This is a genomic window from Pandoraea pnomenusa, assembly GCF_040391475.1.
Classification (GTDB): domain Bacteria; phylum Pseudomonadota; class Gammaproteobacteria; order Burkholderiales; family Burkholderiaceae; genus Pandoraea; species Pandoraea pnomenusa_C.
On sequence record NZ_JBEBXS010000022.1, the window covers coordinates 23,704 to 43,618 of the forward strand.

Here is a 19,915-nt window from a genome sequence, read left to right on the forward strand (position 1 = left end):
GGAGTGCAGGGACAGTGAACGCCAAACGCGCCGCAGCGCCGGATTTCGACAGCGCAGCCTTTCGCAATGCTCTCGGTCAATTTGCGACCGGGGTCACCGTGATTACCACGCGTGCCGACGACGGCTCGCTCATCGGCATTACCGCCAGTTCGTTCAATTCAGTCTCGCTCACACCGCCGCTGATTCTGTGGAGTCTCGCCACGCGCGCCGGCAGCATGCCGGTCTTTCGCGAGAACTCGCACTATGTCGTGAATGTGCTGGCCGCCGACCAACTCGACATCTGCAAGCGCTTTGCGACGATGAAGGGTGACCGTTTCGCGGGCGTGCCGTACACGCTGTCGGCCTCCGGCACGCCGGTGCTCGACGGCGCGCTGGCCTGGTTCGAATGCCACAACCGCAGCCGCTACGACGAAGGCGATCACGTCATCTTCGTCGGGGAAGTCGAACGCTGTGGCGTGCATGCCGACGTGGCCGATCGCACCCCGCTGGTCTTCCACGCGGGTGGCTTCCACAAGCCGCAGTCGCTGGGCTGATCCTCACCCCTACCCCACGGGACCCGCCATGTCCGCCGCCAGCGCACCGTTCGTCGACGACTATCTGGCGTATCTGCTCGCTCGCGCGAGCACGCTGGTGTCCGACGAATTCCACCGCGAAGTGGCGGCCGCCGGGCTCGGCGTGCTGGAGTGGCGCGTGCTCGCGACGCTCTCCGACGGCCGCGCACGCACCATCAACGAACTGGCCGATATCGTGCTGGCCAAGCAACCCACGCTCACGAAAGTCGTCGACCGGCTCGAAGCGGCGGGGGACGTCGTGCGCGGGGCAAGCACCACCGACCGTCGACAATCGCTCGTCTCACTGACCCATGCCGGCATCACGCTCGTCACGCCGTTGCTCGCGAGCGCCCGACGTCACGAGACCAGTGTGCTGGCACGTTTCGGCGAGGCACAGTCGGCGCACCTCAAGGATTCGTTACGCGCGCTCATCGAGCAGATGGCCCATAGCCGATAGTCTGGTATGCGGGTGCTACGCCCATCAAGACGAATTCCGACGGAATCGCATCGAATTCGATCAATTTCGCAAAAATTAAAATAATCCACCGCGAAATCATCAAAATCATAGGCTCAATTTCAAATTAGCGGTTGACGCCTGTCGAATACGCAAGCACCTGCGGCGAGGAATTTCCTACACTATCTGGATTCCTTCCCCCACCAATTGCCCCGGAAATCGCGCTTGCGTATGACTGCTTCCCTTGCTTCCGCGACACCTCGTACTGCCGATACACGTGAACGTCGCGTGTGGGATATCAGCGCGCCGTTGTCGGCCGACACGCCGGTGTGGCCGGGCGACACGCCGTTTGCCGAAGCCCCGGTCTGGCAGATCGGTCCCGGCTGCCCCGTCAACGTGGGCCGGATCACGTTGTCGCCGCATACCGGCGCGCATGCCGATGCACCGCGCCATTACGACGAAGACGGTGCATGCATCGGAGAAGTGGCGCTCGAGACGTATCTCGGGCCGTGCCGGGTCATTCATTGCCTGGGGGCCTCACCGGTCGTGACGCCCGACATGGTTGAACCGCATCTGGCGAATGTGCCGCCGCGTGTGCTGCTGCGCACGTATGCACAGGCGCCGGTCTCGCATTGGGACAGTGCGTTCTGTGCGGTCGCTCCCGAGACCATCGACCTGCTCGCCGCGCATGGTGTGAAGCTCGTCGGCATCGACACGCCGTCGCTCGACCCCCAGGAGAGCAAGACGATGGATGCGCACCATCGCATTCGCGCGCATCGCATGGCGATTCTCGAAGGCCTTGTGCTCGACGCCATCGTGCCGGACGACTACGAACTCATCGCATTGCCGCTCAAGTTCATGAGGCTCGACGCGAGCCCCGTGCGCGCGGTGTTGCGTTCGCTTTGACACGCACCGAATTTCCTTTTCGATTTTTCTTTCGCTTTCACTCATCAAACGCTAACCATGACGTCTTCTCGCAACGAATGTCTGGCCCTCGACGCGGCCGATCCGCTGCGCGCCCTGCGCGCCCAATTCGATCTTCCGCCGGGCGTGATCTACCTCGATGGCAACTCGCTGGGCGCGCGTCCGATCGCGTCGGCCAAGCGCGCACAGGAAGTGATCACGGCCGAGTGGGGCGTAGGCCTCATCCGTAGCTGGAACGAAGCCGACTGGTTCGCCTTGCCGCGCACGCTGGGCGATGCGCTCGCACCGATCATCGGCGCGGGCAAGGGTGAAGTCGTGGTGACGGACACCACGTCGAGCAACCTGTTCAAGGTCATGGCCGCAGCCCTCGACGCGCAACGCGCGCGCGCGCCGCAACGCAAAGTGATCGTGTCCGAGCGCAGCAACTTCCCGACCGATCTGTACATCGTGCAGGGTCTCACCCGACTGCTCGACGACGGCTACTCGCTGCGACTGATCGACTCGCCGGACGAATTGCCGGCGGCAGTGGGCGACGACGTCGCCGTCGTGCTGCTCACGCATGTGAATTACCGCACCGGCGCCATGTACGACATGCGCGCACGCACAGCCGAGATTCACGCGGCAGGGGCATTGGCCATTTGGGACCTGTGCCACTCCGCTGGCGCCGTGCCGGTCGACCTGAACGGCGCAAACGCCGACTACGCGGTGGGTTGCACGTACAAGTACCTGAATGGCGGCCCGGGCGCGCCGGCATTCGTGTGGGTCAACAAGCAACACCAGGACACGTTCTGGCAGCCGCTGTCGGGATGGTGGGGCCATCGCACGCCGTTCGCGATGACACCGGAGTACACGCCTGACAACGGCATCGGCCGCTATCTGTGCGGCACGCAACCGATCGTCTCGCTCTCGCTGGTGCAATGCGGCCTCGACATCTTCGCGCAGACGTCGATGGAAGCGCTGCGCAGCAAGTCGCTGGCACTGACCGACCTGTTCATCGAGCTGGTCGAAACGCGTTGCGCCGAGTTCCCGCTGACGCTGGTGACGCCGCGCGATCATGCGTCGCGTGGTTCGCAGGTGAGCTTTGAGCATCCGGAAGGTTTCGCGGTGATTCAGGCGCTGATTGCGCGCGGTGTGATCGGTGACTATCGCGAGCCGCGCATCATGCGCTTCGGCATGACGCCGCTGTACACGAGCTTTGCCGACGTGTGGGATTCGGTGGAGATTCTGCGTGACGTGCTGACCACGGGTTCGTGGGACAAGCCCGAGTTTCACCGCCGCGGCGCGGTGACCTGAGAGAGGAGTTGGCAGCATGAGCAAGACTTCCTCGACGTCGCACGCTTCGCCGTCCCCGGATACGAAGCGCGACGATCAGACCAGCTCGACGGAGACCACGCCCGCACAGGGCGGGTGCCCGTTCGGCCATGGCGCAGGTGACGCGGCACAGGAGCCATCCGGCGCCGCTGCGCCGACGTCGGCCAATGCGACGCAGTGGCACGACGCCAAGCTCGACTTCTCGAAGAGCATGAGCTACGGCGACTACCTGTCGCTCGATCCGATCCTGAATGCGCAGCATCCTCGCTCGACCGACCACAACGAGATGCTGTTCATCATCCAGCATCAGACGAGTGAGTTGTGGATGAAGCTGGCGCTCTTTGAGTTGCAAGCGGCGAGTGCGTCAGTGCACGACGACCAATTGCCGCCAGCATTCAAGATGCTCGCTCGCGTGTCGCGCATCCTCGAGCAGTTGGTGCAGGCGTGGAGTGTACTGGCGACGATGACGCCGTCGGAGTATTCGTCGATGCGTCCGTCGCTGGGTAGCTCGTCGGGCTTCCAGTCGTACCAGTACCGCATTCTGGAGTTCATGCTGGGCAACAAGAATGCGGCGATGCTAAAGCCGCATGAGCATCGCCCCGATCTTTACAAGCAGGTGGAAGCGGCGCTGAACGCCCCGTCGTTCTATGACGAGGTCGTGCGCCTGCTGGCACGTCGTGGATTCGAGATTTCGCCGCAACGTCTGGAGCGTGACTGGACGAAGCCGACGCCGCACGACAAGTCGGTTGAAGCGGCGTGGCTGGAGGTCTATCGCAATCCGTCGCAACACTGGGAACTGTATGAGATGGCCGAAGAACTGGTCGATCTCGAAGATGCGTTCCGCCAGTGGCGCTTCCGTCACGTGACGACGGTCGAGCGCATCATCGGCTTCAAGCAAGGCACGGGCGGCACGAACGGCGCGCCGTATCTGCGCAAGATGCTCGATGTCGTGCTGTTCCCCGAGCTTTGGCACGTTCGGACGTTGCTGTGATGGCCGATTGACACCCGCTGCCCTTGGCTTCGGCCCGGGGCAGCGGTGCTTGCCTGCGTTGCCCCCCCTGCACAGATGAGTCTCGCGCCCCGGCTTCTGCCTGGGCAGGGGCGCTTGCCTGCGTCAAACACCTCCTGCACAGATGAGTTCCGCGCCCTTGGCTTCTGCCCGGGCAGCGGCGCTTGCCCGCCCCCTGACTCCGCTCCGATGCTTGTTAAGTCGCTACGTCAGGGGGCGGACAATCACCGCCATCATGTGCCCTGAGCGTTGACCGCCTTCGCTACGTTTGGTGTCGTCGCATCGACGACCGTGCGGATCGGGTTGGGGCTCGCCCGCGGTGCGACTAAACAGGCAATGGAGTGCCGCGGGCGAGCCCCAACCCGATGGACCACTAACGCCATTTAAGCGCGTCCATTCGCCCGCACCGCGATCAAGGACCACTACCGCCGTCAGGCTTGCCCGGTCAACCGAGCCGCAAGCTGCTTCAACCGCGGACCGATCTCTTCACGAAAGATCGCATCGGGTATCGACGACGATGGCCCGCTGCAACTGATCGCCAGCCACCGGTTCTGCCTCACGTCGCGCAACGGCACCGCGACCGCGTTCACGCCTTCGTGCCATTCCCGGAACGAGTAGCAGCACCCTTCCCGCTTGAACGACTCGATCCCCTTGTCGACGCCCGCCTGCAAGGCATCCCAACCCACATTGCGTAGCGCTGCCGGATTGGCGTCGTAGGCGTCATGCAAATCGGAAAGCATCGTCTCGCGCTCGGTCGGCGTCATGGCCGCGAGGTAGACGCGCCCCATGGAACTCGTCAGCATCGACAGACGCGAGCCCGCCGTCAGCCCCAATGTGAGATGCGCCGAATCGCTGCGAATGGTCTCGAGGTACATCATGTCGATGCCCTCCCGGCAACCCAACGAAATGGAACACCCCATTTCCCTGGCCAATGCCCGCATGTGCGGACGCGCCAACGTGAGCATGTCGGTGCCGTTCAGGAACGCGTAGCCCAGCGCCAGTACGCCGGCGTCCAGCGCGTATTTGCCCAGCTCCGCGTCGTATCGCAGATAGCCCAGTTCGGTCAGCGTGTAGGCCAACCGGCTCACGGTGGCCTTGGGCAGACCCGTTCGCGCCGCGAAGTCGCGATTGCCCAACAGGGCGTCGTCAGGGCCGAAAGCACGCAGTAATTCGAGGCCGCGCGCGAGTGCCGTCACGAATTTTCGCTCGTCATGCGACGGCGGCACGCCATGCGCAGGCGCGCCGGAAAAGGCAGACAAGGACGTTTTGACCACAACCATCGCACGCTCCGTTGAAAAGGATCCGGCCAATGCCCACACTGGCCGTTGCCCGGCAAAAAACTTTAGTGCTAAACTAACTTCGATTTCAGAACATTGTTCCGCAATGCGGAACTTTCGTCAAGTCGTCGGACTTTCCCGGAATACCTTGCAACGGCGAATGCGGTTGGGGGCGGAGAGTCAGAGACGCGAGAGTCAGCGATTTTTTCGAGAACATCGGAGGAGATAGGTCATGGCAGGCAATGCACAGTTTCATTGGGAAGATCCGCTGTTGCTCGACGCGCAGCTCACCAGCGAGGAGCGCATGATTCGCGACGCCGCAGCCGCGTACGCGAATGACAAGCTCGCACCGCGCGTGCTGGAGGCGTTTCGTCACGAACGGACGGACGCATCGATCTTCCGCGAAATGGGTGAGATCGGTCTGCTCGGCCCGACGATCCCGGAACAATACGGCGGCCCCGGCCTGAACTATGTGGCCTATGGTTTGATCGCCCGCGAAGTTGAACGCGTCGACTCGGGCTATCGCTCGATGATGTCGGTGCAGTCGTCGCTGGTGATGGTACCGATCCATGAGTTCGGCAGCGAAGCGCAAAAGCAGAAGTACCTGCCGAAGCTCGCGAGCGGCGAGTGGATTGGTTGCTTCGGGCTCACGGAACCGAACCACGGCTCGGACCCCGCCGGCATGACGACGCGCGCGAAGAAGGTTGCTGGCGGCTTCGAACTGAGCGGCAGCAAGATGTGGATCACGAACTCGCCGATCGCCGACGTCTTCGTCGTGTGGGGCAAGCTCGCCGACGAAAATGGCGACGAGAAGATTCGCGGCTTCATTCTGGAAAAGGGCTGGAAGGGACTGTCGGCGCCGGCAATTCACGGCAAGGTCGGCCTGCGCGCATCGATCACCGGCGAGATCGTGATGGATCAGGTCTTCGTGCCGGAAGAGAATCTGATGCCCGGCGTCTCGGGTCTGAAGGGACCGTTCACGTGCCTGAACTCGGCTCGTTACGGCATTGCCTGGGGCGCACTGGGCGCCGCCGAATTCTGCTGGCACATGGCACGTCAGTACGTGCTCGATCGTCAGCAGTTCGGTCGTCCGCTCGCCGCCAACCAACTGATTCAGAAGAAGCTGGCCGACATGCAGACGGAAATCACGCTGGGTCTGCAAGGCTGCCTGCGCTTGGGCCGCATGAAGGACGAAGGCACCGCCGCCGTGGAAATCACGTCGATCATGAAGCGCAATTCGTGCGGCAAGGCACTGGATGTCGCGCGCCTCGCCCGCGACATGCTCGGCGGTAACGGTATCTCCGACGAGTTCGGCATTGCACGTCACCTCGTGAACCTCGAAGTGGTCAACACCTACGAAGGTACGCACGACATTCACGCGCTGATTCTCGGACGTGCGCAGACGGGCATTCAAGCCTTCTTCTGATCGAGTCATCGGAAGGAACAGGTCGCGTGAGCCGCATGCCCCCCCGGGCACGGCACACGCGACTTGTCGGGTACGCGTCGTTTCTCAGGCCGCGCGTTGCGGGCCGTCAATCCCCCGAGCGACGGCGCGTACCCGACAAGGCAACTTGCACGGCCGCACAAACAAAAATGCCAGCTCGATGGAGCTGGCATTTTTTATTGCGTACGCTTTGACTACGTCGGACCGGATTACTTGTTCGGTTGCGGCGTGAGGCGCAGGTACGGACGCACGGCCTTGTAGCCCTTCGGGAATTTTTCCTTGAGCACGGCTTCGTCCTTGAGCGACGGCACGATCACTACGTCTTCGCCATCTTTCCAGTTACCCGGCGTGGCGACAGAGTAGTTGTCGGTCAGTTGCAGCGAGTCGATCACGCGCAGGATTTCGTCGAAGTTGCGGCCCGTGCTGGCCGGATACGTAATCGTCAGACGCACCTTCTTCTTCGGGTCGATCACGAACAGCGAGCGCACCGTCACGGTTTCGCTGGCGTTCGGATGGATCATGTCGTACAGCTGCGAAACCTTGCGGTCGGCGTCGGCCAGGATCGGGAAATTGACCGTGGTGTTCTGCGTCTCGTTGATGTCGTTGATCCAGCCCTTGTGCGATTCCGCGTCGTCTACCGACAGCGCAATCGCCTTGACGTTGCGCTTTTCGAACTCGCCCTTGAGTTTTGCGGTCAGACCCAGTTCGGTCGTGCACACCGGTGTGTAGTCGGCCGGGTGAGAAAAGAGCACGCCCCAGCTATCACCGAGAAACTCATGGAATTTGATTTTGCCAACCGACGAGTCCTGCTCGAAATCGGGAGCAATGTCACCCAAACGCAATGTCATTTACGGTCTCCTTGAGAACCTTCAACTCAGTGGGGTAAAGACTAAAGGATGCTAAGCTTAGGAAGAACGAATAAAAAATTTGGTCCAAATAAGTTTTCGAAATATAACGCCGCCGGGATGTTGTTTTCTGGCAACGACGCGTTGAAAGCGTTACGATAACACTCACATCCCCCTCGCATTTTCCTCCCGTTCCCGGGAAACGACTATGTCGCATGTGCATACCAACAAGGAGAAGTTCATGACCGATATCAAATCCGTTTTGGCCGACGCCGAAGATCTGCTCAAACAAGCCGCCAACACGACCGGTGAGCGCGCCTCCGAATTGAGCGACAAAGCCCTCGCACTGCTCAAGCAAGCCAAGGAAAAAGCATCGGACGTGCAAGTCGTCGTGGTCGAGAAGAGCAAGCAGGCCGCTCGTGCGACCGACGACTACGTGCACGATCATCCGTGGCAAGCCGTGGGTATTGCCGCCGGCATCGGCGTGGTGATCGGTCTGCTGCTCAATCGCAAGTAAGCTTCACCGACCACAACCCTTCTCTCGCCTACTCAGCCCAAGGCGGAGCCCGCCTGACCGGTGCGACGGGTCGGGTGGGCCGCCCAGCCCAGCCCATGACCGACAATGATCGTACGACCCCGCCGCGACCTTCCCTGCGGCGCCTCGCCGGCGCGTTGCTCGAGATCGTACAGTCGCGCATCGAGCTCATCGGCATCGAATTGACCGAAGAGAAGGAACGCCTCATGGGCGTTGCCTTCCTGGGTCTGGCCGCGATGCTCTTCGGCGTACTTGCCCTCGTGTCGCTGACCGCGCTGGTGATCGTCATTTTCTGGGACACCTACCGCCTCCAGGCGATGACCGGCATCTTCGTCGTGTACCTTCTGCTCGCCGCCTGGTGCGCCGCACGCGCGCGCAACATCATGCGCGACGCCCCGATGCCGTTCGAGGCCACACTGGCCGAGTTCGAAAAGGACCGCGACGCGCTGCGTCCGGACTGAAGGAGATCTGCCCGTGCCGCTGGAATCGAACCGCCCCCAACGTCCACGCCGCCCGTATCAATCACGTCGCTCGCGTCACGACCTCCTCGCCATTCGCAAGGAACTGGTGCTCACGCGCATCGCCGTCGAGCGCGCCGAACTGATTCAGGCCTCACACGTCACGCGCGAGCGTCTGCGCAATTTTCGCTGGGTGCGCTATCTGCTGCCCGGCGGCTTCGGCAAGCTTTCCGGACTCGGCGGACTCGCCAGTTCGGGGCTCAAGCTGGGCGGCATGCTCGAACGCTACCCGCTGGTAAGCTCGGTCGCCTCGCTCGCGCTCACCGGCCTGTCGCATACGCCAGTTGGCCGTGTCGTGCGCCGCAGCCTCAAGTGGGGCAGCCTCGGCGTGCTCGCCTGGCAGGGCATCAAGCTCTGGCAGGAATCGACGAAATCGTCCGACACTTCGGACACACCGACCGACCCGTCGGCGGCAAACGCAACCGCGCCCGGCGAACGCGACACCCGAAAGGCCCGCGCGTCGAGTGCCGGCAAGCCTGACGACAACGGCACGCCGCCGTTGATGTAATCACACCCCCTGGGCTTTGCAGCCACGGGCAACGCGCGCGCGGCCATAGGCATTGATCGTGATGCAGATGCGCCGCCCGTGTCCCGTAATGCGTGCCGTACCCGATAGCCACTTGCGACGATCCGATCGGATGAAGCCGTTCTCCGCGAACGCCAACCCCTCGGTGTTGAACAGTCCCCATTGCACTTCAACACTCACGCCCGGCGGTAATGGCGCGCGACGTCCCAGCAAGACTTCTCCCGCATCGAGACGGTCGTTGAGATTCTCGTCCACGAACGTCACCCAGCCACTGTTCAGACTGCCGCCGTCGTGCGGAGCAATGGCAACCCGCTGATGCCGCCCGAGCGCTTCCGCACGCGCAGCCTGCATCGTCGCCAGCAAGGCACGCGCCGTCATGTCGACGGAGACCCGCCGACGCGCCGCTTCGATGGACGGCGCGATCGCAAATAACGCCACGGCGAGCACCGCCATCGCGACGACACACTCGAGCAGCGTGACACCACGCGCGCGCCAGCGATCACGACGCATGACATGCCTCTCGACGTCTGCCCGGCTCGACCAATCCGTCTGTGTCGTCGTGCCATATCGACACCTCGCGCCAACTCAACAGGCGCGATGAAAACGATGGTGATGCCTTTGCGCCTGCGCCGGTCGCCACCTGTCTTCGCACCTCATAGATCGCCTGAAGATAAACGCGCGTGCCAGGCAGCTTTCCGCACCCCATTGCACTGACGCGATATCGGCGCCGCGACGCGTCGCCTGTCTGCGACGTTTCCGTCAGATATTCGGCCAGTGCGATTCGCTCGATGAAGTAACGCGCATTCCCTGCCGCAGCGACCGCACCGTTACGGTGCCAATCGACCGTCCGCCATCTCGGCACCCGACGCGCAAACCAGACGTCGTCACGATGATTGCCCGCCAGCACGCCGTCGGGCCCAGCTTCGAAGACGGGCACGCTGGCAACAGCGTTCGCGACGTCGTCACGCGTCAGCCAGTGCCGGGCTTCTGCGAGGGCCGCATCTGCCGCCGCGAACGCGCCAACACGGTCGTGCGTATAAGCCACGAAGCGATTCGCCAACTGACGGTGCTGCATACCCGACGCCGCAAGTGTCATCAACGCCGCCATCCACATCACGATGAAGACGCCAACCATGCCGCCTCCTCGCCCACACCGCCATCATTCCGACGGTAGGCCACCGCGGTGAACACATGCAGATGGACATCGCCCGCATTCGACAGTTGAATGAACGCACTGCCTCCCGACGCGGCATCGAATACCTCGACCACACGCCTCGTCTTCGGCTTGCCCCCTCTGCGCGGCGCGCCACGCAGGACCAGTGAGAACGCCACCGCCGCCACGTTTTCCCATCCGCCCTCACCGGGTGGCGCACGCGGCGGTTCACCGCGCCGGCTTGGCAGCGGCGTCACCCAGCGCAGCGCGTCCGTGCCCTCCGTACGGAACCCGAGTCGGATGTACATCGCTTCAACCCCACTCACGAGCACCTGCCCGGGACTCAGATCGATGGCGCGCAATATCGCCTCGCCATACCGGCAATAAAGCGAGGGAATGCCATCCGCTCCCTTCGCGACATAGAAGCTGCTGACATGACGCTTGTCCATCGCACTCAAGGCATTGGCGGCCCTGCCGGAGCAGTTCTGTACCGCGCCACTTCCTGCGCCGAACCCGGCGCCGTGGTACTGCACCTCCAGCAATGCACTGGCCTGCAAGCCGCGTCGTGGGCACGTATCCACCCGGTCCGCGCATTCGGCACGTGCGCGCAACGACGGCCAATCGCGTGTCTCTTCACCCGGCCGCCAGATCCTGCCCTCCATCGGATCCCAGTTTCGATACCCCGCCATGCCGATCGCACGCGAGAGTTGCGTCAATGCGAAGACCGCACGCTCATTAACGTCGTACCGCTCGGCCTGCACTCGCCACAACCGAAGCCCCGCGAGGTAGATGGCCGTCGCGGCCGTCACGATCAACAGCCCGAGCGGCATCGCCACGACCCACTCGAGCAACATGAAGCCGCCCGTGCGACGCCATCTCAGGGCGCCGCACACGCCGACGCGAGGCCATTTCATCGCCGACGTTCGACCGGCAACGATCTGTCGCCCGCCGGAGGCGCCGCGAGGGTCATGGCGGCGACAACCGGCGACGCGGCGAGTTCGGCAGACGTCATGCCGCCTGCAGCCTGCCATCGTGCAAAGCCCTGTGCGCCAATCGTGAGCGCCGCCAGCGTGAACATGACATCGAGCAGCGCTGCACCGCGCACCGACGATCTTCGTCGCAACGCGCCTGAGCCTCCCGCGGTAGACACAGCGCCTCCCGATGTCGATGTCACTCTCGGCGGCACGATCCGCCCCCCTCGTCCATGCCTGTCTCGCGCGTCGCGCCGCTCACGCGCACGCGTTTGACGATGCTCTCGTGTGACAGCAAGCGTATGAGGCAAATGTCGGTCGCGCACCGCGCGCCGATCCGCACGTCGGTTCGCGCGATGCGAAAAGTGGCGTCGATCCTGTTGCATGGCCGGGTATCTCGTCGAGTTGTTGACGTGTCCATCGTCGCGCACCCCGACGCCCCCGCCAATCGGACAGCACCGCAATACCTACCCCGTTATGCGCCACCGCTCGGCGCATACGCAATGCCGTTGGCGCACCCCATAAAAAAACGGCGACCGAAGTCGCCGTCCTTTTACTTGTCTTGCCGAAAGGGTTCAGCCCCGCGTCATGATCGACTCACGATCGACATGACGTCCGCCAACTCATCCCTTCAATCCCTCGACCAGCTCCACATAGGCCTGCTGGACTTCGTCTTTCGACTTTCCCTTGAGCATTTCCCAAGCGTCGTACTTCGCACGTGCAACGAAATCCATGGCGCCCGGACGCGCGCCCGTCACATCGCCTTCCGTGGCCTGCTTGTAGAGCGCGTAGATGCGCAGCAGTGTCAGATTGTCGGGGCGTTCCGGCAGATTCTTGGACTCGGCAACGGCCGTGTCGAATCGCGCTTGAAGATCGCTCATGGTGTCTCTCCCTGGAAAAGCAGTCAGCTTATAAGTTGCCCGTGCGATGTTTCGCTCGCGCTGCGAGAGGCTCGCGTCAACGCTCGGGGTGTTGCGAATACAACGCGATCAAGGATAGCGACGAAGCCATTCGCGAGGTAGGGGTGAGCGTAGAAGCGTGCATCTAAACCTCTCGGGAACTGAGCGTATTTCTCACACCGTGAGTCACACCAAAGCAAAACGCCCGGCAGATTGCCGGGCGTTTCGACTTTCAAGCTTTCCGTCCTGACGAGACATTTGCACGACTCACGCCACGCGCATGCCGCGTCAGACGATCACGACGCCGCTGCCGGTGCCGACGCTGCCTCGGCATTCGCCGGGACAGTGCGCTCCTCCCAACCACCGCCCAGCGCCTTGTACAGCGTGACGAGGTTGGTCCAGCGCGCCAGACGCGTTGCGATCAGCGTCTGCTGTGCCGAATACAGCGAGCGTTGCGAGACCAGCGCGTTCAGATAGCTGTCGACGCCGTTGCGGAAGCGCAGGTCCGAGAGCTTGTAGCTCTCGTCGCTGGCCTTCACGAGCGACTCCTGGGCCGCGATCTGATCGTCGAGCGTGCCGCGTGCGGCCAGTCCGTCGGACACTTCGCGAAACGCCGTCTGAATCGACTTCTCGTAGTTGGCGATCTCGATACGCTTTTGCACCTTGGCCAGATCGAGGTTGGCGATGTTCTGCCCGCCCGCGAAGATCGGCAGCGTGATGGTCGGTGCGAACGACCATGCCCCCTGCCCGCCCTTGAACAGATTGCTCAGCGACGCGCTCGCCGTACCCGCGCTCGCGGTCAGCGAGATCGACGGGAAGAACGCCGCACGCGCGGCGCCGATGTTGGCGTTGGCGCCTTTGAGCGTGTGCTCGGCGGCGGTCACGTCCGGACGGCGCAGCAGCAGATCCGAGGGCAACCCGGCCGGCAAGTCGGCCAGCAACCCCTGACCGTCGAGCGGACGCGCCGGCGGCAGATCGGCCGGCAACGGCTGGCCGATGAGCAGCGCCAAAGCGTTCTCGTCCTGCGCGACCTGACGCGTGTACTGCGCGAAGTTCGCGCGCGCCGTATCGACCGGCGTTTGCGCCTGGCGCAGGTCCAGCCCGGAGGCCGTGCCCACGCGGAAGCTGCGCTGGGTCAGGTCATACGACGATTGCTGGCTCTTCAACGTATCGGCCGTGAGCTTGAGCAGCTCCTGATCGGCCAGCCACGTGAGGTACGCCGTCGCCACTTCCGAGACCAGCGTGATGTGCGCCGCCTTGGCCGTATCCTCGCTCGCCAGATACGTCTCCAACGCCTGATCCTTCAGGCTCTGGATACGACCGAACAGATCGAGTTCATACGACGTGAAGCCCACGCCCACCTGATAGCTGCGGCTGATCCCCGCGCGGCCCGACGACGACAGGTCGGCCGGCGTACGCTGTACCGACCCCTGCCCCGCTGCCCCCACCGAGGGGAGCAACGCCGAGCGCTGGATCTGGTACTGCGCACGCGCGGCTTCGACGTTGAGCATCGATACGCGCAGATCGCGGTTGTTCGTCAGTGCGATCTCGATCAGCTTTTGCAGACGGGGATCGGTGAAGAAATCGCGCCAGCCCAGTTCGGCCGCGACGGCATTGCTGCCGCTGGTGCCGTTCTGGTTCGCCGCCCCCGGCGTTTTGTAGGCCGGGCCCGTGGGGAACGCCGAGGCAACCGGTGACTCGGGCCGCTCATAGTGCGGCGCGAGTGTACAGCCTGCCAGGAACGCTGCCGCCAAGGCCATCGGCAATGCTTTGTGCTTCATAGGTCAGTTTCCTTCCTTGGCGGGGCCTTCGGTTGCGTCCGGATTCTCATGACGGGCTTCCGGATGCTCCACGGTGTCCAGATCCTCGTGCGCGAAGCGCTTGCGCACCAGCACGAAGAAGATCGGCACGTAGTAGATCGCGAGGAACGTGGCAGCCAGCATACCGCCGATCACACCGGTACCGATCGCGTGCTGCGACGCCGAACCCGCACCGTTGGAGATCGCCAGCGGCAACACGCCCAGAATGAAGGCCATCGACGTCATCAGAATCGGGCGCAGACGCAGTCGCACCGCTTCCATCGTCGCTTCCATCAGCGTGCGGCCCTGCTCCTGCAGATCCTTGGCGAATTCCACGATCAGAATCGCGTTCTTCGCCGACAGACCCACCGTCGTCAGCAGACCCACCTGGAAGTACACGTCGTTCGACAACCCACGCAGCGTGGCGGCCAACAGTGCGCCCAACACGCCCAGCGGCACCACCAGAATCACCGAGAACGGGATCGACCAGCTTTCGTACAACGCCGCCAGACACAAGAACACGATCAGGATGGAGATCGCATACAGCGCCGGTGCCTGCTGACCCGAAATACGTTCTTCGAACGACAGACCCGTCCATTCCAGACCAATCCCCTGCGGGAGCTGCTTGGCGATTTCCTCGACGGCCTTCATGGCGTCACCCGACGACTTGCCCGGTGCCGGCATACCCTGGATTTCCACGGCAGGCACACCGTTGTAACGCTCAAGACGCGGCGAGCCGAAGATCCACTTGCCGGTGGAGAATGCCGAGAACGGCACCATCGTTCCGCTGGCGTTGCGCACGAACAGCTTGTTGATGTCCTGCGGCAACATGCGGTCCTTCGGTTCGGCCATCACGTACACCTTCTTCACACGACCGTGGTCGATGAAGTCGTTGACGTAGGACGAGCCCCACGATGCCGACAGCGTGGTGTACACGTCGGAAATCGACAGACCCAATGCGGAAGCCTTTTCCTCGTCGACGTCCACCTTGTACTGCGGCGTATCGTCGAGCCCGTTCGGACGCATGTTCGCGAGGTTCGGATCCTTGGCAGCCATCCCCAGGAACTGGTTACGAGCGGCCATCAGTGCCTCGTGGCCCAGACCGGCGCGATCCTGCAGCATGAAGTCGATACCGCCCGCGTTACCGAGTTCCGGCACCGACGGCGGGTTGATCGCGAAGATCATGGCGTCCTTCACGCTGGCGAATGCCTGGTACGAACGCGCAATCACCGCCTGAACCTTCAGGTTGGACGACTGACGCTCATCCCACGGCTTCATCATCGTGAACGCGATACCCACGTTCTGACCGCGGCCGTTGAAGCCGAAGCCCGTCACCGTGAAGATCGAACGCACGGCGTCCTTTTCCTTCTCGAGGTAGTGCTGCTCAACCTGCTTCATCACCGTAAGCGTACGCTCCTGCGTCGCACCCGGCGGCAATTGCACGAGGTTGAAGAAGTAGCCCTGGTCTTCGTCCGGCAAGAAGGCCGTCGGCATGCGCACGAACAGGAAGCCGACCGCCGCCACGATCACCACGTAGACGATCACGAACGGCGTGGAACGCTTCAGGAGGCGCTCCACCTGCCCCTGATACTTCTTCGAGCCGCTGTCGAACTTGCGGTTGAACCAGCCGAAGAAGCCGCGCTTCTCATGCACTTCGCCCTTCTTGATCGGCTTGAGAATCGTCGCGCACATGGCCGGCGTGAGCACGATAGCCACGAGCACCGACAGCGCCATGGCCGCCACGATGGTCAGCGAGAACTGGCGATAGATGGCACCGGTCGAGCCGCCGAAGAATGCCATCGGCACGAACACGGCCGACAGCACGAGCGCCACACCCACCAGCGCACCGACGATCTGGCCCATGGCCTTCTTCGTCGCTTCCTTCGGACTCAGGCCCTCTTCAGCCATCACCCGCTCGACGTTTTCCACCACCACGATCGCATCGTCCACCAGCAGACCAATGGCCAGCACGAGACCGAACATCGACAGCGTGTTGATGGAGAAGCCTGCGGCCCCCATGATGCCGAACGTACCGAGCAGCACCACCGGCACGGCAATCGTCGGGATGATCGTTGCCCGCAGGTTCTGCAGGAACAGATACATCACGAGGAACACCAGCACGATACCTTCGATGAGGGTCTTGATCACTTCCTCGATCGAGATCTTCACGAACGGCGTGGTGTCGTACGGGTAGTCGACCTTCATGCCCTGCGGGAAGTACGGTTCGAGTTCCGTGACGGCCTGCTTGACGGCAGTCGCCGTCTGCAGCGCGTTCGCACCGGTGGCCAGCGTAATGGCCAGACCGGCGGCGGGCTTGCCGTTGTAGCGTGCGACCACCTGATACGATTCGCCGCCGAGCTCGACGCGGGCCACATCGCCCAGACGCACTTGCGAGCCGTCCTTGTTCACGCGCAGCAGAATCTTGCGGAACTGCTCCGGCGTTTGCAGACGGCTTTGCGCCATCACCGTGGCGTTGAGCTGCTGGCCCTTCACCGCGGGCGCGCCGCCCAGTTCACCGGCCGAGACCTGAACGTTCTGCGCCTGAATGGCGTTGGAAACGTCGATGACGGTCAGGTTGAAGCTGTTGAGCTTCTGCGGATCGACCCACACGCGCATTGCATACTGCGAGCCGAAGAGCTGGACCTGACCGACGCCGTTCACACGGCTGATCGGATCCTGCACGTTGGCGGCGATGTAGTTCGCAAGGTCGATGTCGGTCATGTTGCCGTCATCGGAATACGCGCCGATCACCAGCAGGAAGTTCTTGGTCGCCTTGGCCACCTTGATACCCTGCTGTTGCACGGCTTGCGGCAGCAACGGCGTGGCGAGCTGCAGCTTGTTCTGCACCTGCACCTGCGCGATGTCAGGGTCGGTGCCCTGCGCGAACGTCAGCGTGATCTGAGCGGTACCCGAGCCGTCAGACGTCGACGACATGTACTCGAGGTGATCGATACCGTTCATCTGCTGCTCGACCACCTGCGTGACCGTATCCTGCACGGTCTGCGCGGAAGCGCCCGGATAGACGGCAGTGATCTGCACGGACGGCGGTGCGATCGGCGGGTATTGCGAGACCGGCAGCTTCAGGATCGAAAGCGCACCGGCCAGCATGATGACAATGGCGATCACCCAAGCAAAGATCGGGCGATCGATAAAAAACTTTGCCATGAATGAGGCTCCGCGTTATTGGGCTTTGGCGCTGGAAGCGGCGTCGGCCTGCGAGGCAGGGGCGGCAGCCGCCGGTGCGCTGGCACCTGCAGGGGCTTGCGCGCCCGGCAACTGGGCCGGAACCGCCTTCGCGGGCGCGCCCGGGCGCACCTTCTGAAGACCCGACACGATCACCTGATCGCCGGCGGCAAGACCCGAGCTCACGAGCCACTTGTCGCCCACCGCACGATCGGTCACCAGCTGACGCAGTTCGACCTTGCCTTCCTTGTTCACGATGAGCGCCGTGGGCTGCCCCTTCTGGTCACGCGTGACACCCTGCTGCGGCACCAGCAAACCGCCTTCCTTCACCCCTTCCTTGAGCGTGGCGTGCACGAACATGCCGGGCAGCAACTCGCGGTTCGGGTTCGGGAAGATGGCGCGCACGGTCACCGAACCGGTCGTCTGATCGACGGTGATGTCGGCGAACTGCAGCTTGCCTTCGAGCGGATACGGCGTGCCGTCTTCCAGCGTGAGCGACACGACTGCCGCGTTCTTGCCCGCGCTTTGCAGCTTGCCGTCGGCAAGCGCGCGGCGCAGACGCAGGCCGTCGGCGGCCGATTGCGTCACGTTGACGTACATCGGGTCGATCTGCTGCACGGTCGTCATCAACGTGGCGGCACCGGACTGCACGTAGGCACCCTCGGTCACCTGCGACAGCCCGGTGCGGCCCGAAATCGGGGCCGGCACGTCGGTGTAGCTCAGGTTGATCTTGGCGGTGTCGACAGCTGCCTTGCCCGCTGCGACTTCGGCGTCGGCCTGCAGCGCGCCGGCCACGGCGTTGTCGTAGTCCTGCTTCGAGACGGCCTCGACGGCCACGAGTTGCTTGTAGCGATCGGCCAATACCTTCGTCGATGCCTGGTTCGCGACAGCCTTCGCGAGCGTTGCCTTGGCATTTTCCAAAGCGGCCTGGTAAGTGGCCGGATCGATCTTGTACAGACGCTGGCCTGCCTTGACGTCACCGCCTTCGGTGAAATCGCGCTTGAGCACGATGCCGTCGACACGCGCGCGAACATCGGCAACGCGGTAGGGCGAGGTACGTCCGGGCAGATCGGTCGTCAGTGTTACGTTCTGGGGTTGCAGCGTCACGACGCCGACTTCCGGCGCCATGCCCTGCGGCTGCTGCGGCTTCTTGCCGCATGCGGCCAGGGTCACGACCGCGATTGCTACGGCAGTGACCATCCCCAGTGAACTTCTCTTGACGTGCATATACGCCCCCGATAAATGGAATGCGGTCAAACAAAATGACAAGAACGTTGCGACGATTGCGGCGGCGAAGGCCGGTCCGCAATCCCGTCGCACGAAGGCGGGTCGGCGAGTGCCGGAGGCCCCGGGTCAGCGGGCCATCGGAGACAGGCCCGCAATCGGGGCCACAAGGACGTCTCCAGCGCGGCGCATACCGCGCACGCTGGCACTCGTGTGAGATCGTCGAACAGGCTCCGGGACAACAGGTGGCTCGAATGAAGCACCCGACGGCGCCCCACCGGTCCCTCCGCTCCCTCGGACCAGTGAGGTATTTCCCTTAGAGGAAGGAGCTTAAATGTACCCTGTGCAATAGAGCAAGCGGCTGCTATTATAGATACATTCATGAATGTATGTAAATCACATTGCGTCGCACCATAGTGCGGCGCGGTTTACATCACATTTCGCCACTTTCCGCCGCACCTGTGACACGACGATGGCCCGCAGAACCAAAGAGGAAGCGATCGAGACCCGCAATCTGTTGCTCGACACCGCCGAGACGGTGTTCGCACAGAAGGGCGTGTCGCGCACGTCGCTTGCCGACATCGCGGAGGCTGCGGGCCTGACCCGCGGCGCCATTTACTGGCACTTCAAGAACAAGATCGACCTGTTCAACGCCATGACGGATCGCATTCGTCTGCCGATGGAGCGCATGATCGACGAAGAGTGTGCCGAGCCCGAAGACGGCGATCCGATGGTGCGCATGCACGACATCTGCAAGCTGGTCCTCAAGGAAACGGCGCGCAACGAGCGCCGGCGCCGCGTGCTGGACATTCTTTTCCACAAGTGCGAGTACACCAACGAGATGCTGTCGGTGCTCGAGCGCCAGCGCGAGGCCTGTGCCGACGGCAAACAGCGCATCATGCGCGACATGGAGCGCGCCATCGAGCGCGGCCAGCTCCCCCCGCAACTCGATACGCGCCGCGCCGCGATCATGCTCCACGCCCTCGTCGTCGGCATGATGTCGGACTGGCTGTTCCTGCCCGACTACGATCTGGGTGCGGAATGCGATGCGGTGGTCGACGGCTTTTTCGATATGCTGCGCACGAGCCCGGCCATGCTGCGACCGGCCGGGCAACCCACCCAGAGCGCCATCGTCTGAATGCGGCTCGCAGGGCGATCAGCCTCGCGCGAACTGCTCGCGATTTAGTACATATATTAATTAGCAGGCGCCTGCCGCCTCCGGGCACCGACTCCCGATGTCTCGTTGCGTGCGTTGCCATGCGCACCGTCCCGATTTCACCGTTTCTCCACGC

Annotated in this window: 20 protein-coding genes; 10 read left to right on the forward strand and 10 right to left on the reverse strand. The window is 63.1% G+C overall.

Translation table 11 applies throughout. The annotated features are described in order from the left end of the window. Nucleotides 1–14: 14 nt before the first annotated feature. From ABWO90_RS19825 to kynA, 5 genes are all read left to right on the forward strand, one after another. On the forward strand, nucleotides 15–533 hold the full coding sequence (locus ABWO90_RS19825) for a flavin reductase family protein (RefSeq protein ID WP_353192942.1): 519 nt from the start codon (nucleotides 15–17) through the stop codon (nucleotides 531–533). 28 nt (nucleotides 534–561) lie between these two features. Next, nucleotides 562–1,008 carry a MarR family winged helix-turn-helix transcriptional regulator gene (locus ABWO90_RS19830; protein WP_353192943.1) on the forward strand — a complete coding sequence of 149 codons (447 nt, stop codon included), beginning with the start codon at nucleotides 562–564 and terminating at the stop codon, nucleotides 1,006–1,008. A 228-nt stretch (nucleotides 1,009–1,236) separates the two neighbouring features. Next, on the forward strand, nucleotides 1,237–1,911 hold the full coding sequence (kynB, locus tag ABWO90_RS19835; protein WP_353192944.1) for an arylformamidase: 675 nt from the start codon (nucleotides 1,237–1,239) through the stop codon (nucleotides 1,909–1,911). 57 nt (nucleotides 1,912–1,968) lie between these two features. Then, nucleotides 1,969–3,222 (forward strand): kynureninase, encoded by a 1,254-nt coding sequence (gene kynU, locus ABWO90_RS19840; protein WP_353192945.1) that lies wholly within the window; start codon nucleotides 1,969–1,971, stop codon nucleotides 3,220–3,222. A 16-nt stretch (nucleotides 3,223–3,238) separates the two neighbouring features. Further along, nucleotides 3,239–4,231, forward strand: a complete 993-nt coding sequence (kynA, locus tag ABWO90_RS19845) for a tryptophan 2,3-dioxygenase (RefSeq protein WP_353192946.1) — start codon at nucleotides 3,239–3,241, stop codon at nucleotides 4,229–4,231. A 449-nt stretch (nucleotides 4,232–4,680) separates the two neighbouring features. Here the strand turns inward: kynA and ABWO90_RS19850 are convergent, their stop codons facing one another. Next, a complete protein-coding gene (locus ABWO90_RS19850; RefSeq protein ID WP_353192947.1) occupies nucleotides 4,681–5,529 on the reverse strand; it encodes an IclR family transcriptional regulator in 849 nt (282 codons plus the stop codon). 229 nt (nucleotides 5,530–5,758) lie between these two features. Here ABWO90_RS19850 and ABWO90_RS19855 point away from each other — a divergent pair, with 229 nt between their 5' ends. Continuing rightward, the gene (locus tag ABWO90_RS19855; protein ID WP_353192948.1) at nucleotides 5,759–6,952 is read left to right on the forward strand and encodes an acyl-CoA dehydrogenase; all 1,194 of its coding nucleotides are present in this window, start codon (nucleotides 5,759–5,761) and stop codon (nucleotides 6,950–6,952) included. A gap of 227 nt (nucleotides 6,953–7,179) precedes the next feature. Here the strand turns inward: ABWO90_RS19855 and ABWO90_RS19860 are convergent, their stop codons facing one another. Beyond that, on the reverse strand, nucleotides 7,180–7,818 hold the full coding sequence (locus ABWO90_RS19860) for a peroxiredoxin (protein ID WP_353192949.1): 639 nt from the start codon (nucleotides 7,816–7,818) through the stop codon (nucleotides 7,180–7,182). Between the two features lie 205 nt (nucleotides 7,819–8,023). Here ABWO90_RS19860 and ABWO90_RS19865 point away from each other — a divergent pair, with 205 nt between their 5' ends. From ABWO90_RS19865 to ABWO90_RS19875, 3 genes are all read left to right on the forward strand, one after another. Further along, complete coding sequence (locus ABWO90_RS19865) at nucleotides 8,024–8,332, forward strand: ElaB/YgaM/YqjD family protein (protein ID WP_353192950.1); 309 nt, start codon at nucleotides 8,024–8,026, stop codon at nucleotides 8,330–8,332. Between the two features lie 95 nt (nucleotides 8,333–8,427). Then, the gene (locus tag ABWO90_RS19870) at nucleotides 8,428–8,811 is read left to right on the forward strand and encodes a phage holin family protein (RefSeq protein ID WP_353192951.1); all 384 of its coding nucleotides are present in this window, start codon (nucleotides 8,428–8,430) and stop codon (nucleotides 8,809–8,811) included. Nucleotides 8,812–8,824: 13 nt separating this feature from the next. Next, entirely contained in the window at nucleotides 8,825–9,376 is a 552-nt protein-coding gene (locus ABWO90_RS19875; protein ID WP_353192952.1) for a DUF3318 domain-containing protein, read from the forward strand. Here ABWO90_RS19875 and ABWO90_RS19880 read toward each other — a convergent pair whose 3' ends face one another. The 8 genes from ABWO90_RS19880 to ABWO90_RS19915 form a co-directional block, all read right to left on the reverse strand. Continuing rightward, entirely contained in the window at nucleotides 9,377–9,904 is a 528-nt protein-coding gene (locus ABWO90_RS19880; RefSeq protein ID WP_353192953.1) for a GspH/FimT family pseudopilin, read from the reverse strand. It lies immediately after the preceding gene. After that, entirely contained in the window at nucleotides 9,894–10,529 is a 636-nt protein-coding gene (locus tag ABWO90_RS19885) for a hypothetical protein (RefSeq protein WP_353192954.1), read from the reverse strand. The genes ABWO90_RS19880 and ABWO90_RS19885 overlap by 11 nt, the downstream gene beginning before the upstream one ends. Further along, entirely contained in the window at nucleotides 10,508–11,461 is a 954-nt protein-coding gene (locus ABWO90_RS19890; RefSeq protein WP_353192955.1) for a PilW family protein, read from the reverse strand. The genes ABWO90_RS19885 and ABWO90_RS19890 overlap by 22 nt, the downstream gene beginning before the upstream one ends. After that, the gene (locus tag ABWO90_RS19895) at nucleotides 11,458–11,670 is read right to left on the reverse strand and encodes a hypothetical protein (protein WP_353192956.1); all 213 of its coding nucleotides are present in this window, start codon (nucleotides 11,668–11,670) and stop codon (nucleotides 11,458–11,460) included. The genes ABWO90_RS19890 and ABWO90_RS19895 overlap by 4 nt, the downstream gene beginning before the upstream one ends. Before the next feature lie 471 nt (nucleotides 11,671–12,141). Next, a complete protein-coding gene (locus tag ABWO90_RS19900; RefSeq protein ID WP_353192957.1) occupies nucleotides 12,142–12,399 on the reverse strand; it encodes an acyl-CoA-binding protein in 258 nt (85 codons plus the stop codon). 314 nt (nucleotides 12,400–12,713) lie between these two features. Beyond that, nucleotides 12,714–14,198 (reverse strand): AdeC/AdeK/OprM family multidrug efflux complex outer membrane factor, encoded by a 1,485-nt coding sequence (adeC, locus tag ABWO90_RS19905; protein WP_353192958.1) that lies wholly within the window; start codon nucleotides 14,196–14,198, stop codon nucleotides 12,714–12,716. A gap of 3 nt (nucleotides 14,199–14,201) precedes the next feature. After that, nucleotides 14,202–17,381: an efflux RND transporter permease subunit gene (locus ABWO90_RS19910; protein ID WP_353192959.1), complete on the reverse strand. Its 3,180-nt coding sequence runs from the start codon at nucleotides 17,379–17,381 to the stop codon at nucleotides 14,202–14,204. Nucleotides 17,382–17,396: 15 nt separating this feature from the next. Beyond that, entirely contained in the window at nucleotides 17,397–18,626 is a 1,230-nt protein-coding gene (locus ABWO90_RS19915) for an efflux RND transporter periplasmic adaptor subunit (RefSeq protein ID WP_353192960.1), read from the reverse strand. A 469-nt stretch (nucleotides 18,627–19,095) separates the two neighbouring features. Between ABWO90_RS19915 and ABWO90_RS19920 the strand changes: the two genes are divergently transcribed. Further along, nucleotides 19,096–19,761, forward strand: a complete 666-nt coding sequence (locus tag ABWO90_RS19920) for a TetR family transcriptional regulator (protein WP_353192961.1) — start codon at nucleotides 19,096–19,098, stop codon at nucleotides 19,759–19,761. Nucleotides 19,762–19,915: the final 154 nt, after the last annotated feature.